This window comes from Frigoribacterium sp. 2355 (assembly GCF_054060695.1).
This window is the reverse complement of sequence record NZ_JBSSDL010000008.1, coordinates 113,207-127,835: the sequence shown is the minus strand read 5'-3', so window position 1 is coordinate 127,835 and position 14,629 is coordinate 113,207. Positions and strand designations below refer to the sequence as shown.

At 71.0% G+C, this 14,629-nt stretch carries 12 protein-coding genes and 1 pseudogene; all 13 read left to right on the top strand.

Annotated features, from left to right (window positions below; translation table 11 throughout):
• Nucleotides 1–848 precede the first annotated feature (848 nt).
• Nucleotides 849–1,700 (top strand): hypothetical protein, encoded by an 852-nt coding sequence (locus ACVJ1F_RS11255; protein WP_456886271.1) that lies wholly within the window; start codon nt 849–851, stop codon nt 1,698–1,700.
• A gap of 4 nt (nt 1,701–1,704) precedes the next feature.
• Nucleotides 1,705–2,697, top strand: a complete 993-nt coding sequence (locus ACVJ1F_RS11250; protein ID WP_371740287.1) for an HAD-IIA family hydrolase — start codon at nt 1,705–1,707, stop codon at nt 2,695–2,697.
• Between the two features lie 48 nt (nt 2,698–2,745).
• On the top strand, nt 2,746–2,964 hold the full coding sequence (locus ACVJ1F_RS11245) for a hypothetical protein (RefSeq protein ID WP_456886268.1): 219 nt from the start codon (nt 2,746–2,748) through the stop codon (nt 2,962–2,964).
• Complete coding sequence (locus ACVJ1F_RS11240) at nt 2,961–3,776, top strand: TlyA family RNA methyltransferase (RefSeq protein ID WP_200412902.1); 816 nt, start codon at nt 2,961–2,963, stop codon at nt 3,774–3,776. The genes ACVJ1F_RS11245 and ACVJ1F_RS11240 overlap by 4 nt, the downstream gene beginning before the upstream one ends.
• A 5-nt stretch (nt 3,777–3,781) precedes the next feature.
• Complete coding sequence (locus tag ACVJ1F_RS11235) at nt 3,782–4,765, top strand: NAD kinase (RefSeq protein ID WP_236556878.1); 984 nt, start codon at nt 3,782–3,784, stop codon at nt 4,763–4,765.
• The gene (recN, locus tag ACVJ1F_RS11230) at nt 4,762–6,483 is read left to right on the top strand and encodes a DNA repair protein RecN (protein ID WP_456886266.1); all 1,722 of its coding nucleotides are present in this window, start codon (nt 4,762–4,764) and stop codon (nt 6,481–6,483) included. The genes ACVJ1F_RS11235 and recN overlap by 4 nt, the downstream gene beginning before the upstream one ends.
• Before the next feature lie 51 nt (nt 6,484–6,534).
• A complete protein-coding gene (locus ACVJ1F_RS11225) occupies nt 6,535–8,244 on the top strand; it encodes a CTP synthase (RefSeq protein WP_082452737.1) in 1,710 nt (569 codons plus the stop codon).
• The gene (locus ACVJ1F_RS11220; RefSeq protein WP_056044878.1) at nt 8,241–8,813 is read left to right on the top strand and encodes an NUDIX domain-containing protein; all 573 of its coding nucleotides are present in this window, start codon (nt 8,241–8,243) and stop codon (nt 8,811–8,813) included. Before ACVJ1F_RS11225 ends, ACVJ1F_RS11220 begins: the two co-directional genes overlap by 4 nt.
• A gap of 49 nt (nt 8,814–8,862) precedes the next feature.
• Nucleotides 8,863–9,786, top strand: a complete 924-nt coding sequence (gene xerD / locus ACVJ1F_RS11215) for a site-specific tyrosine recombinase XerD (RefSeq protein ID WP_456886264.1) — start codon at nt 8,863–8,865, stop codon at nt 9,784–9,786.
• Between the two features lie 177 nt (nt 9,787–9,963).
• Nucleotides 9,964–10,863, top strand: a complete 900-nt coding sequence (locus ACVJ1F_RS11210) for a ParA family protein (protein WP_056044876.1) — start codon at nt 9,964–9,966, stop codon at nt 10,861–10,863.
• A complete protein-coding gene (locus ACVJ1F_RS11205; protein ID WP_456886262.1) occupies nt 10,847–11,701 on the top strand; it encodes a segregation and condensation protein A in 855 nt (284 codons plus the stop codon). Before ACVJ1F_RS11210 ends, ACVJ1F_RS11205 begins: the two co-directional genes overlap by 17 nt.
• Nucleotides 11,691–12,326 (top strand): SMC-Scp complex subunit ScpB, encoded by a 636-nt coding sequence (scpB, locus tag ACVJ1F_RS11200; protein ID WP_456886261.1) that lies wholly within the window; start codon nt 11,691–11,693, stop codon nt 12,324–12,326. The genes ACVJ1F_RS11205 and scpB overlap by 11 nt, the downstream gene beginning before the upstream one ends.
• Nucleotides 12,316–13,110, top strand: a pseudogene (locus ACVJ1F_RS11195) (pseudouridine synthase); the annotation flags it as partial. The gene scpB and the pseudogene ACVJ1F_RS11195, both read left to right, overlap by 11 nt.
• Nucleotides 13,111–14,629: the final 1,519 nt, after the last annotated feature.

Genomic DNA, 14,629 nt, shown 5'->3' with positions numbered 1-14,629 from the left:
ACTCTCAGCGCCGATGGTACTGCAAGGGGGACCTTGTGGGAGAGTAGGACACCGCCGGACTCCTTTTAGTGCGAACAGCACACGAAACACCAGAAGAGCCGCCCCAGTTGGGGCGGCTTTTCTGCGTTACGGGACGAATCTCGCCCAGCCGAACCGCGCCTCCTGCAGTCGTGGTCGCTTTGGTAGAGTCGACCCTTCACAACTCGACAGCTGGCAGAGAACAACAGAGGAGCACTTCGGTGACTGATCGCGACGACGACGACCGCAAGGACGGCCCACGCCGTCCCTCCTCGGGCTCTGGCAGCGGTGGGGCGAACCGCGGTGGGGGCACAGGCCGGCCCTCATTCGGTGACCGGGGCCGATCGTCGAGCGATCGCCCGGCCGGCGGGCGTCCTCCGCGCGGCGAGCGTCCGTCCGAGGGACGTCCCTCCAACGGACGCCCCAGCGGGGGGCGACCCTCGAGCGGCGGGCCACAGCGCGGGGATCGTCCGTCCTACGGTGATCGGCCCCAGCGAGGGGATCGTCCCTCGCATGGTGACCGGCCTCAGCGGGGAGATCGTCCGTCGTCGGGCGACCGTCCGCAGCGCGGTGGTCGCCCGGGTGGCGACGATCGTCGCGGAGCAGGGCCTCGTGCCGGTTCGACGGGACGTGGTGATCGTCGAGAGGGCTGGACGCCCCGCGAGACCCCGGAAGACCGTGACCCGTTCGGCATCAAGTCGGTCCGTCCGGCGCAAGAGGTCGCGCACGTCCCGGATGACGTCGAGCCCCGTGATCTGGACAAGGTCGCCCGTGGTGAGCTCAAGACGCTCAGCAAGGAGAACGCGGACTGGGTGGCCAAGCACCTGGTCATGGCTGGTCGTCTGATCGACGAGGACCCGGAGGAGGCCCACAAGCACGCCCTCTCGGCAGGACGTCGGGCCGGGCGCATCTCGGTCGTCCGCGAGACGATCGCCATCACGGCCTACCAGGTGGGGGACTACGCCCTCACCCTCCGCGAACTACGCACCTACCGTCGCATCTCGGGCCGTGATGACCAGTTGCCTCTCATGGTCGACAGTGAACGAGGTCTGGGTCGTCCCGAGCGGGCGCTTGAGCTCGGACGGTCCGTCGACGTGTCGACACTTGACGTCCAGGTGCGCGTCTCACTGGCCATCGCGATGTCGGGTGCCCGTCTCGACCTCGGCCAACCCCAAGCTGCTCTGGGCGAGCTCGAGATCCCCCAACTCGACCGGACGAAGGCTTTCAGCTACAGCCCGGCCCTCTTCGCCGCCTACGGCACGGTCCTCGAGGATCTGGGTCGCCCCGACGAGGGGGAGAAGTGGCTCGAACTCGCCGACCGGGCCGAGGACGCTCTCGCGGCCCTCGAACACGGTGGCGCCGACGGCGAGACCGTGGAGATCGTCGAGGAGGACGTCGAATTCTCCGACGAACGACCCGTCGCCCTCGACGAGCCCGGTGAGCTGACCATCGAAGAGTCGGATGAACCGATGTCTGACGAGCCCGGTGAGCTGGCGCTCGGCGAGCCCGACGGCGTGCCAGGGGAGTCCCAGGGCGGCGCCGACGACCTCGACGGACCCGAGCAGCGTCCGGACGACCGCGCGGACGAGCAGCACGACGAGGAGCAGGGCCACCACGATGAGACTGCCGATCCCGAGACGGCCCCGCAGGGCACGGACCACGTCGACGACCACCGTGCCTGACGCGGTGACGCCTCTCGACGGCGTCGACACCGTCCTCGCCGACCTCGACGGGGTCGTCTACCGGGGGCGGCACGCCATCGACCACGCGGTCGAGAGCCTGACGGATCTGGCTCGCACCCGTCGGGTCGGGTACGTCACGAACAACGCGTCGCGGACCGCCGAGACGGTGGCCGGTCAACTGGCCGGTTACGGACTCTCGGTGGGCGCGGACGACGTGGTGACGTCCCCGCAGGCCGCCGTGCGCCTCCTCGTCGATGCCGTGCCCGCCGGCTCGACGGTGCTGGTCGTCGGCGGCGAGGGCCTGACGTCGGTGCTCGAGGCCGAGGGCTTCGTCGTCACCCGTTCGGCCGACGACGCGCCCGCGGCGGTCGTGCAGGGTTTCAGCCCTGACGTCGGATGGGCGCAGCTCGCCGAGGCGTCCTTCGCCTTGCACACGGGCATCCCGTGGATCGCGACGAACACGGACTGGACGATCCCGCAGGAGCGTGGTGTCGCGCCCGGCAACGGAACGCTGGTGTCCGCGGTCCACACGGCCGTCGGGCGCCTGCCCGTGACCGCCGGCAAGCCCGAGACCCCGATCTTCACCGCGGCCGTCGAGAGGTTCGGGGCGACGAAGGCCGCGTTCATCGGGGACCGGCTCGACACCGACATCGTCGGCGCGAATGCCGCGGGACTCGTCTCGATCCTGGTGCTGACCGGGATCGACGGCGCGAAGCAGGTGCTCGCCGCCGACGCGAAGTCCCGGCCGGACTTCATCGTCGGCGACCTCCGTGAGTTGGACCAGCCGTATCCCGACACCGTCGAACACGACGAAGAGGACGTGCACGTCGTCACGGTCCGCGGGGCGAGCGTCGCCGTCCGCGGTCACGTGGTGCGGGTGTTGTCCGACGGAGGCGACCCCGTCGACCTGCTGCGCGCCGGGGCCGCCGCGGTGTGGGGGACAGGCAAGGCCATCTACGGGCTCGACGTCGACCCGAAGCTGCACGCCGACGGCTGATCGCTCCCGACCCGACCGTCAGGGGCGGCGGCTAGTCTGGACGGCACCATGAGCGACCATCCCGACGCGACCGTCCGCGACGACACCGACCTCGACGTCGTGGACGCCGCAGACCGTCAGGAGGCGCAGGTGGCGTCCGCCGAGCAGCTGTCGGGCATCGAGTCCCTCCCCTTGTCCTCGCGGGCCGAGGCCTTCGCCGCGATCCACGACGAGCTCCGCGCCGTGCTCGAGGGCACCACCGACGACATCGGTCAGGGCGGTCGATGACGGCCGCCGAAGCGCCGGGGGATCGACTCGACTCGGTCCTCGCCCGGCGTGGTCTCGCCCGGTCACGGACGCATGCCGCCCGCTTGTTGTCGGACGGATTGGTGACCGTCAACGGCGTGGGAGTGGTCAAGGCGTCCGCTCGGGTGGGCGAGTCGGACGACGTCGCCGTCGCCGGCCTCGACCACTACGTGAGTCGTGCGGCACACAAACTCCTGGGTGCGCTCGACGCGTTCCGGGTCGACCCCACGGGCCGGACGGCCCTCGACGTCGGAGCGTCCACGGGCGGGTTCACGCAGGTCCTCCTCGAGCGCGGGGCCGAGCACGTGGTCGCCCTCGACGTCGGCCACGGTCAGTTGGCCAACCCGGTTCGTTTCGACCCGCGGGTCACGATCGTCGAGGGCGAGAACGCGCGCTACCTGACGGCCGAGCGGTTCGCGGCGTTGACGACCCGTGCCTCCTCGGTGTCGCTCGTGGTGGCCGACGTGTCGTTCATCTCCCTGACGATGGTGCTGCCCGCACTCGTGGCGAGCGTGGGTGTGGACAACGACTTCGTCCTGCTGATCAAGCCGCAGTTCGAGGTCGGCCGACAGGGCGTCCGGGAGGGTCTCGTGCTCGACCCCGTGCTGCGGAACGAGGCCGTCACCACGGTGTTGTGGGCCGCCCACGACCTGGGGCTCGGCACGGCCGGGCTCATCTCGTCCCCGATCGTCGGCGGCTCGGGCAACCGCGAGTACTGTGTGCACTTCTCGGCCTCGGTCGGTACGAATCCGACAGAATGGCTCAGCACGGCCGACAGCTTGACGAGAGGGTGAACGACATCTCTTCGACACGACACATCCTGGTCGTCTCGCACACGGGGCGTCCCGACTCCATCGACGCCGCCCTCGAGGTCTGCGGGTTGTTGGGCGACGCCGGTGTGGTTCCCGTCCTTCCCCGCGACGAGTGGGACGACATCCGTCGGGCCCAGCCCACGGCCGCCATCGACGACGTAGAGATCCTGTTCGACGGCGTGGCCTGCGACGACCTCGAATGCGTCATCGTCCTGGGTGGCGACGGCACGATCCTCCGTGCCGCCGAGTTGATCCGCGGTACCCGCGCTCCCATCGTCGGGGTCAACCTCGGCCACGTCGGGTTCCTGGCCGAGAGCGAGCGCGACGAGATGGCCGACACCGTCGCCCGCGTCCTCGCGGCCGACTACGAGGTCGAAGAGCGGTTCGCGCTCGACGTCAAGGTCACCAACGGTGACGAGGTCGTCTACGAGACCTGGGCCATGAACGAGGCCACGGTCGAGAAGGCCTCACGCGAGCGCATGCTCGAGGTCGTCATCGAGGTCGACGGTCGTCCCCTGTCGTCGTTCGGCTGCGACGGCGTGGTCATGTCCACGCCGACCGGCTCGACGGCCTACTCGTTCTCGGCCGGCGGCCCGGTGGTGTGGCCTGCCGTGCAGGCCTTGCTGCTCGTGCCGCTCAGTGCCCACGCGCTCTTCGCCCGACCACTCGTCGTCGGGCCCGACTCGGTGCTCGCCGTCGAGGTGCTGAGCCGCACGGACGCTCGCGGCATCCTGTGGTGTGACGGTCGCCGCGAGCACGACCTGCCCCCGGGGGCCCGGGTCGAGTGCAGCCGCTCCGACCAGCCCGTGCGACTGGCCCGCCTGCGGACGGGCCCGTTCACCGATCGCCTCGTGGCCAAGTTCCAGCTCCCCGTCACGGGCTGGCGCGGACCGGCCACCGTCGAGGACGTCGCCGTCGGGGCCACCATCACCCCGACCACGTCCGATCCGGCCCGCGAGGGAGACCGATGATCGAAGAGATCTCGATCCGCGACCTCGGCGTGATCGGTCGGGCGACCCTGCCGCTCGGTCCCGGCTTCACGGCCGTCACCGGCGAGACGGGGGCGGGCAAGACCATGGTCGTCTCGGCGCTCGGCCTGCTGCTCGGTCAGCGTGCCGAGAGCGGCGTCGTCCGCTCGGGCAGCCCCCAGGCCGTCGTGGACGGCCGCTGGCTGGTCCCCACCGAGGGGGCCATCGTCGAGCGCGTCCGGGACGCGGGCGGCGACGTCGACGACGGCGAGCTCTTCCTCAGTCGCGTGGTCTCGGCCGAGGGGCGTAGCCGTGCGGTGGTCGGCGGACGCACGGCCCCGATCGGCGTGCTCGGCGACCTCGCCGACCACCTCGTGGTGGTCCACGGCCAGTCCGAGCAGATCCGACTGAAGTCCGCTGCCGCCCAACGCGCGGCCGTCGACGCGCACGGCGGGGCCGCTCTCGCCGAGGCCGCCGCACACTACCGTGGCGCGTACGACGCCTGGCTGGCCGCCCGAGCCGAACTGGACGAGATCACACGCGACCGCGACGCCCGACGTGACGAGGCCGACACCCTGCGGGCCGCGATCGACGAGATCGAGGGCCTCGCCCCCGTGGCCGGCGAACTCGACGAGCTCGACGCCACGGCCGAGCGACTCAGCAACGCCGAAGACCTCAGGCTGGCCGCCGGCCTCGCCCACGAGGTGCTCTCGACCGACGCGGTCGACGGGACGCGCGACGTCGTCTCCCTCGTGGAGGAGGCACGCCGTCAGATCGAACGCGTCTCCCCGCACGACCCGGCGCTCGAGCCCATCGCCGACCTGCTGGCCGAGGTCAGCGTGCAGGTCGGCGAATCCGCCTCCCGCCTGTCGAGCTACCTCGGCACCCTCGACGCCGACGTGGCCGTCGAACTCGAGTCGGTGCAGACCCGCCGCGCGGACCTCGGCGGGCTCGTCCGCAAGTACGGTCCCACCCTCGACGACGTCATCCGCCTCCTCGACGACGGCAGCCGACGCCTGGTCGAGCTCGACGGCGACGACGACCGCCTCGCGCACCTCGACGACGAGGTCGCCGAGCTGCGGGCCGAGGCCGAACGACGGGCGGGCGTCCTCGGCGACCTGCGCCGCGCCTCCGGGGCCGACCTCTCGACGCGGGTCAGCGCCGAGCTGAGCGCCCTCGCCATGACCGGTGCCGAGATCGTCGTCGAGGTCTCGCCTCGGGACGAGCTCGGGACGAGCGGCGGCGACGTCGTCTCGCTCCTACTGAGGCCGCACCCCGGCAGCGAGCCCCGCCCCCTCGGCAAGGGCGCGTCCGGCGGCGAACTCTCGCGCGTCATGCTCGCGCTCGAGGTCGTCATGGCCGGGTCGAGCGACGTGCCCACCTTCGTCTTCGACGAGGTCGACGCCGGCGTCGGCGGTTCGGCCGCGATCGAGATCGGCCGACGCCTGGCGGCGCTCGCCGAACGGGCACAGGTCATCGTGGTGACGCACCTGGCCCAGGTCGCCGCGTTCGCCACCAACCACCTCCGCGTCGTCAAGGACGCCTCGGGCGAGGTGACGGCGAGCAGCGTGCACCAGCTCGAGGGCGACGAGCGCGTCGCCGAGATGGCCCGGCTGCTCTCGGGACTGCCCGACAGTTCCAGCGGTCTCGAGCATGCCCGTGAACTGCTCGAACTCGCCTCGTCGGCCCGACGACCGGCCACGGCCGACACGCGTTCGTAACAGGCGTGGTCTGTCGGAACGGCTCGGTGTGACATAGGATGGAATCCCGTGGTGAACGTTGAGAACTCGGGTCCAGATGCCAGCACGACGAAGCACATCTTCGTCACCGGAGGCGTCGTCTCCTCCCTCGGAAAAGGCCTGACGGCCGCCAGCCTGGGCAATCTGCTCACGGCCCGCGGGTTGCGGGTCGTCATGCAGAAGCTCGATCCGTACCTGAACGTCGATCCGGGCACCATGAACCCGTTCCAGCACGGTGAGGTCTTCGTCACCGACGACGGCGCCGAGACCGACCTCGACATCGGGCACTACGAGCGGTTCCTCGACATCGACCTCGGCCAGTCGGCGAACGTCACGACGGGGCAGATCTACTCGACCGTCATCGCGAAGGAACGACGCGGTGAGTACCTCGGTGACACCGTGCAGGTCATCCCGCACATCACCGACGAGATCAAGCGGCGCATGCGTCAGCAGGCCGACGACGACCCCAAGCCCGACGTGATCATCACCGAGGTCGGCGGCACGGTCGGCGACATCGAGAGCCAGCCGTTCATCGAGGCCGCTCGTCAGGTGCGCCACGAGCTCGGTCGCAAGAACGTCTTCTTCGTGCACGTCTCCCTCGTGCCCTACATGGGCGCGTCGGGCGAGCAGAAGACCAAGCCGACCCAGCACAGCGTCGCGGCCCTGCGCTCGATCGGCATCCAGCCCGACGCCCTCGTGCTGCGCAGCGACCGTCCGGTCAGCGAGAGCAACAAGAAGAAGATCGCCCTGATGTGCGACGTCGACGAGGACGCCGTGGTCAACGCGAAGGACGTCGCGAGCATCTACGACATCCCGGCCATGCTGAACGACCAGGGGCTCGACGCGTACATCATCGACCACCTGGGCCTCGGCGAGAAGGCCGGCGAGGTCGACTGGTCGGGCTGGCAGCCCGTCCTGACCGCCGTCCACGAGCCGAAGCACGAGGTCACGATCGGCCTGGTCGGCAAGTACATCGACCTGCCCGACGCCTACCTCTCGGTCACCGAGGCCCTCAAGGCCGGCGGGTTCGCACACCAGACCAAGGTGTCGCTGACCTGGATACCCTCCGACGACTGCGAGACCGCCGAGGGCGCCGCGAAGGCGCTCAGCCAGGTGGACGGCATCTGCGTGCCCGGTGGCTTCGGCATCCGCGGCATCGAGGGCAAGCTCGGCGCGCTGCGCTTCGCCCGCGAGAACGGCCTGCCGGCGCTCGGCCTGTGCCTGGGCCTGCAGTGCATGGTCATCGAGTACGCGCGCAACGAGGCCGGCCTGACCGGCGCCTCCTCGTCCGAGTTCGACCCCGACACCGAGTACGCGGTGGTCGCGACCATGGCCGAGCAGGTCGACATCATCGCCGACGGTGACCTGGGCGGCACCATGCGCCTCGGCCTCTACCCGGCCGCGTTGACGCCGGGCTCGCTCGCCGCCGACCTCTACGGGTCCGAGCTGGTGTCCGAGCGTCACCGTCACCGCTACGAGGTCTCGAACCAGTACCGTCAGCAGATCGCCGACGCGGGCCTGCGCTTCTCGGGCACCTCACCCGACGGCACGCTCGTCGAGTACGTCGAACTCGACCGCGACGTCCACCCGTTCTACATCGGGACGCAGGCCCACCCCGAACTGCGGTCCCGCCCCAACGACGCGCACCCGCTGTTCGCCGGGCTCGTGGCGGCGTCGCTCGAGCGCCACGATGCGAGCAAGCTGTTCGCCGACGAAGCCGACGCCGCCGAGGTCGTGGCGTGACCGACACGACCGGTGAGCCGCTCGCCGACGAACCGGCGTCGCCGACGATCACGAAGTCCGAGGTCGTCTTCGAAGGCGCGGTCTGGAACGTCAAGCGCGACACCGTCGACTACAACGGCTCGCCGATGGTGCGCGAGTACGTCGCGCACACCGGTGCCGTGGCGGTGCTGGCCGTCGACGACCAGCAGCGCGTGCTCGTCATCAAGCAGTACCGGCACCCGATCCGCTCCCGCGACTGGGAACTGCCCGCCGGCCTGCTCGACGCCGAGGGTGAGAGCAAGCTCGACGCCGCGAAGCGCGAGCTCGCCGAAGAGGCCGACCTGCAGGCGACGAACTGGGACGAGCTCGTCTCGTTCCACACCACACCCGGCGGCAACGACGAGATGGTCACGGTCTTCCGGGCGACCGGCGTCGGCGCCACGGCGGACGCGTTCGAGCGGAGCGACGAAGAAGCCGACATCGAGAAGCGCTGGGTCTCGCTCGACGAGATCGTCGACGGAGTGCTGGCCGGCCGGCTGCACAACTCGATCCTCAGCATCGCGGCGCTCGCCGCGGTCGCGTCCCGCTGAGGCGTGCGTCGCCGAGGTGGCACGGCGGTCCCGGCCGTAGCCTGACCTCGTGACGATCGAGGAGGCGCTGGAAAGGTACCTGAGGCACGTCTCGGTCGAGCGTGGTCTCAGCCCGAACACGACCGCCGCGTACCGCCGCGACCTCGTCCTCTGGCGAGCGCACCTGGCGGAGGCAGGACGGCGCACCCTGGACGAGATCGAGGCCGCGGACGTCGCGACGTTCCCCGCGGCTCTGGCGACCCGCGCCGAGAAGCCGCTCGGCGCCTCCTCGGTGGCCCGGGTGTTGTCGTCGGTGCGCGGTTTCCACCGCTTCGCGCTCGAGGAGGGGCTGGTCGCGGTGGACGTGGCGGCCACCACCCGGCCGCCCAAGCTGCCGAGTCGCCTGCCCAAGGCGATCTCGGTGGGTCAGGTCGAGGCGCTGCTCGCCGCGACGGACGGTGACGAACCGACCCGACTGCGCGACAAGGCCCTGCTCGAGCTGCTCTACGCGACGGGGGCACGCGTGAGCGAGGCCGTGTCGCTCAACGTCGACGACGTGATCGAGGGCGACGTCGTGCGCCTGTTCGGCAAGGGGAACAAGCAGCGCGTCGTCCCGCTGGGCAGCTACGCGCGCCGGGCGCTCGACGCCTACCTGGTGAGGGCCCGACCGGTGTTCTCGCCGCGGGGAGACCCGACGCCCGCGCTGTTCCTCGGTACGCGCGGGGCCCGGGTGTCCCGGCAGAACGCGTGGCTGATCATCCAGGCGGCGGCCGACCGGGCGCAGCTCGGCGTCGAGGTGTCGCCGCACACGTTGCGGCACTCGTTCGCGACGCACCTGCTCGAGGGCGGGGCCGACGTCCGGGTCGTGCAGGAGTTGCTCGGGCACTCGTCGGTCGCGACGACGCAGATCTACACGCTGGTGACGGCGGACGCGCTGCGGGACGTCTACTCGACGGCGCACCCGCGTGCCCGGTGGGCGTCGTCACCCGCGTGACGACCCGGCGACGACCCGGTGGCGACCCGGCGCTCACCAGGCGCGGGGACCCGAGGCCGACCCGGCCCCGACCTGGCGCTGACCAGGCAAAACCCTCAAGCAAGGCATGAGGCTTCCTGGTGACGGGCCGGGCGCGGCAGCCCGTCGGCGTCGGGGGGCGCCGGTACTCTCGTATCCGTGAGCACCAAGCCGACCTCGAGCACCCCCGCCCTCTTCGAGAGCGCTCCGGCGACCGTCCCCGCGAACGGCCCCACCGGGCGCCCGCGCACCGAGTTCCCGACTCCCGCGCCCCTGTCGAGCCACGGCCCGGCCCGCATCATCACCCTCTGCAACCAGAAGGGCGGCGTCGGCAAGACCACCACGACGATCAACCTCGGTGCCGCGTTCGCCGAGTACGGCCGTCGCGTGTTGGCCATCGACTTCGACCCGCAGGGTGCGCTGACGGCCGGCCTCGGCGTGCAGTCGCACGACCAGGCCACGATCTACGACCTGATGATCGGCGCCGTGAAGGACGCCCACGATGTCATCGTGCCCACCCGCGTCGACAACCTCGACGTCATGCCGGCCAACATCGACCTCTCCGCCGCCGAGGTGCACCTCGTCAACGAGGTCGCCCGCGAGCAGATCCTCGCGCGCATCCTGCGCCAGGTCAGCGACGAGTACGACGTCGTCCTGATCGACTGCCAGCCCTCGCTCGGCCTGCTGACCGTCAACGCCCTCACCGCGGCGCACGGCGTGCTCATCCCGCTCGAGTGCGAGTTCTTCGCCCTCCGCGGCGTCGCCCTGCTCGTCGAGACCATCGAGAAGGTGCGCGACCGGCTCAACCCCGCGATCACCCTCGACGGCATCCTGCCGACCATGTTCGACTCGCGCACGCTGCACAGCCGCGAGGTGCTCGAACGCGTCGTCGAGGCGTTCGACGACCAGGTGCTCGAGACCGTCATCGGCCGCACCGTGAAGTTCCCCGACGCCTCGGTCGCCGGCACCCCGATCACCAAGTTCGCCCCCGAGCACCCGGCGGCGCAGGCCTACCGCCAGCTGGCCCGAGAGCTGATCGCGCGTGGTGCCGCGGCCTGAGTCGGCGACCGCCGAGGCCGGCGCCGACGAGACCGCCCTCGCGGGCCCGGAGGTCTCGCCGGGCTTCGAGGTGCGGCTCGAGAACTTCAGCGGGCCGTTCGACCTGCTGCTCTCGCTGATCAGCAGGCGCGAGATGGACATCACCGAGGTCGCCCTCAGCGCCGTGACCGACGAGTTCCTGTCGTTCCTCCGTCGCATCGACACCGACGAGAACCTCGACCAGGCCAGCGAGTTCATCGTCGTCGCGGCCACGCTGCTCGACCTCAAGGTGGCGGGGCTGCTGCCCCAGGGCGAGCTCGTCGACGCCGAGGACGTCGCCCTCCTCGAGGCGCGCGACCTGCTCTTCGCCCGGCTGCTGCAGTACCGGGCCTTCAAGCAGGCCGCCGAGTGGTTCGCCCAGCACGGCGCTGCCGAGGCGGCGCGTCACGCCCGCTCGGTGCGGCTCGAACAGAAGTACCGCGTCACGACCCCCGAGCTCGTCTGGACGCTCTCGCCCGACGACTTCGCGGCGCTCGCCACCCTCGCCCTGGCGCCGCGCGAGACACCCACGGTCGGCCTGGACCACCTCCACGCCCCCCTGGTCAGCATCCGCGAGCAGGCGGCCGTCGTCGTGGCGCTGCTCCGTCGTGGGTCGGTCCTCACCTTTCGCCAGCTCGTCGCGGGAATCGACGAGAAGGGCGTCGTCGTCGCCCGGTTCCTCGCGCTGCTCGAGCTGTACCGCCACGCGTCCATCTCGTTCGAGCAGGTCGAGCCGCTCGGTGAACTCAGCGTGCGCTGGGTGGCCGAGACCTGGACCGAAGAGAACCTCGCGGCGCTGGGGGCCGACTATGAGGGCTGACGTGACCCGCGCCTCCTCGTCCGTCGGGACGGCCGACGACGTCGTCCAGGCCGTCGACGAATCGCCGTCGTCACCCGATGCCGTCGCGCGTCGTCTCGAGGCGTTGTTGATGGTCGCCGACGAGCCGCAGTCGCTCGTCGATCTGGCGACCGCCGTCGGCGCCCCCGTCGCCGTGGTGCAGCAGGCGATCACGACGCTCGTGGCCGATTTCGACGGTGTCGACGGCACGATCCGACGGGGTTTCGAGCTGCGTGAGGTCGGTGGCGGCTGGCGATTCTACGTCCGCGACGAGCACGATCCGGTCGTGCGCGATTTCGTGCTGACGCAGAACCCGACGAAACTGTCCTCAGCGGCTCTCGAGACGCTGGCGGTCATCGCCTACAAGCAACCCATCACCCGCAGCAGCATCGCCCAGATCCGGGCGGTCAACGTCGACTCGGTCGTCCGTACGCTGCTGGGTCGCGGTCTGATCACGGAGTCGTCCACCGACCCCGAGACAGGCGCCATCAACTACGAAACGACAGGCCTCCTCTTGACCCATCTCGGCATCAACTCGCTCGATGAGCTGCCGCTCATCTCGCCCCTGCTCTCGGACGGCCAGGGGGGTTTCGACGATGTCGCGTAGTCAGTTCTCCTCCGACGACTCCGAGCTGGCCTCGGGCGAGCGCCTGCAGAAGGTCATGGCGGCCGCGGGCGTGGCCTCGCGCCGGGTCAGCGAAGACATGATCGCCGCCGGGCGGGTGACGGTGAACGGCAAGGTCGTCACCGAACCCGGCCGCCGCATCGACCCGACCAAAGACAAGATCGTCGTCGACGGCAGCGCCGTCCAGCTCGACGCCACGCGTCGTTACGTCATGCTCAACAAGCCGGTCGGCATCGTCAGCACCCTGAGCGACGAGAACGGCCGGCCCGACCTGCGTCAGTTCACCGAGCAGTACGAAGAGCGCCTCTTCAACGTCGGCCGCCTCGACGTCGAGACGAGCGGCCTCCTCGTGTTGACCAACGACGGCGAGCTCGCGCACGTTCTCGCGCACCCGTCGTTCGGCGTCACCAAGACGTACATCGCGAAGGTCAAGGGCGTCGTCACGCCCGCCGTGCTCAACGAGCTGATGACCGGCGTCGAACTCGACGACGGCCCGATCGCGGCGGACAAGGCGACGCTCGTCGCCGGTGGTGCGGGTCTCTCGCGTTCCTCCGACTCGTCGCTGATCGAGATCACCCTGCACTCCGGGCGCAACCGCATCGTCCGTCGCATGCTCGAGGCCGTCGGCCACCCGGTCATCGACCTCGTGCGCCGGTCGTTCGGCCCGCTGCACCTCGGCACGCTCAAGGTCGGCCACATGCGCTCGCTGACCAAGGTCGAGCTCGGGGCCATCCTCACCATCTCACGCGACGCCACGGCCGACTCGACGGTCGACGCCGCCCCGATCACCGAGAGCCCCGACGCCCCCGTCGACGAGGCCGACGTCGTCGAGCTGGCCCTCGCCGACGACGAGGTCGAGAAGGACTACTACGACGAGGACGACGAAGAGTACGACCCCGCGACCGATGCCCGTGCCGAGCGTCGCCGTGCCGCGGCCCGCGACCAGGCCGAGTCGACCTCGCGCCGGGCGCAGGTCCGCCGAGAGCAGGAGGCGCGCCGCGGTCAACGCGACGAGAGCCCGACCCGAGGTGGGTACCAGGGCAACCGGCACGACGGACGCTCGGGCGACGAGCGTCCCGTGCGCGGCTACCAGGGCAACAACGACGATGGTCGCGGACGCGAGGGACGACCGGCTCGCACCGGTTACCACGGCAGTGACGAGCGTCCCGCTCGCGGCGGGTACCAGGGACGCGACGACCGCGGTGGATCTCGTGGTGGCTACCAGGGCCGCAACGACGACGGCCGCGGCGAGTCTCGTGGTGGCTACCAGGGGCGGAACGACGACGGCCGTGGGCGCGACGAGCGTCCGGCCCGTGGCGGGTACCAGGGACGTGACGACCGCGGTGGAGCACGACCGGGGTACCAGGGTCGCAACGACGACGGCCGAGGTCGTGACGATCGCGGTGGGTTCGTGTCACGCGACGATCGCGGCTCGCGCGGCGGGTTCGTCTCGCGTGACGACCGTGCGCCGCGAGGTGGCGGAGACCGTCCGCTGAGCCCTGGTGAAGAGCGCGCGGCGGGTTACCCGAACCGCGACGCCAACCGCGACCCGCGCACCGGACGCCCCTCGGGCATCCGTGCCGGCGGCAAGGCGACCAACCGCGGATGGGTCGACCGCGGCGCAGCGGAGCGGGGCGAAGACGACCGTGGCGCGCGTGACGACCGTCGTGCCGGTGCCGGTGCCGGTGCCGGTGCCGGTGGCTACACGGGTGGGCGCGATTCGCGCGACGACCGTGGGGGCTCGCGTGGCGGGTACCAGGGCCGCGACGACCGAGGCGGACGTGACGATCGTGCCGGTCATGACGACCGTGGTGGTTCGCGCGGTGGGTACCAGGGTCGCGACGACCGTGGTGCGTCGCGCGGCGGCTACCAGGGACGAGAACAGCGTGACGACCGCGGAGACTCCCGCGGTGGCTACCAGGGTCGTGACGACCGCGGTGGCTCGCGTGGTGCCGGCTACCAAGGTCGTGACGACCGCGGAGACTCCCGCGGTGGCTACCAGGGTCGTGACGAGCGTGGAGGCCGCGACGGGTCGCGCAGCGGCGGCTACCAGGGCCGTGAGCAACGCGACGACCGCGGGGGTTCGCGTGGCGGACCCGCCCGTGGCCCGCGCGACGACCGCGGAGGCCGCGACGACCGCGGAGGCCGCGACGACCGTGGCGGTCGCGACGACCGCGGCGGCGACCGTCCGTACCGTGGCCGACCCGACGCCGGGGGACGTGGTCCCCGAGGGGGCGGACGGTCGTGACCGACGCGCACCGCGCCTCCTCGTCCGACGACGCCTT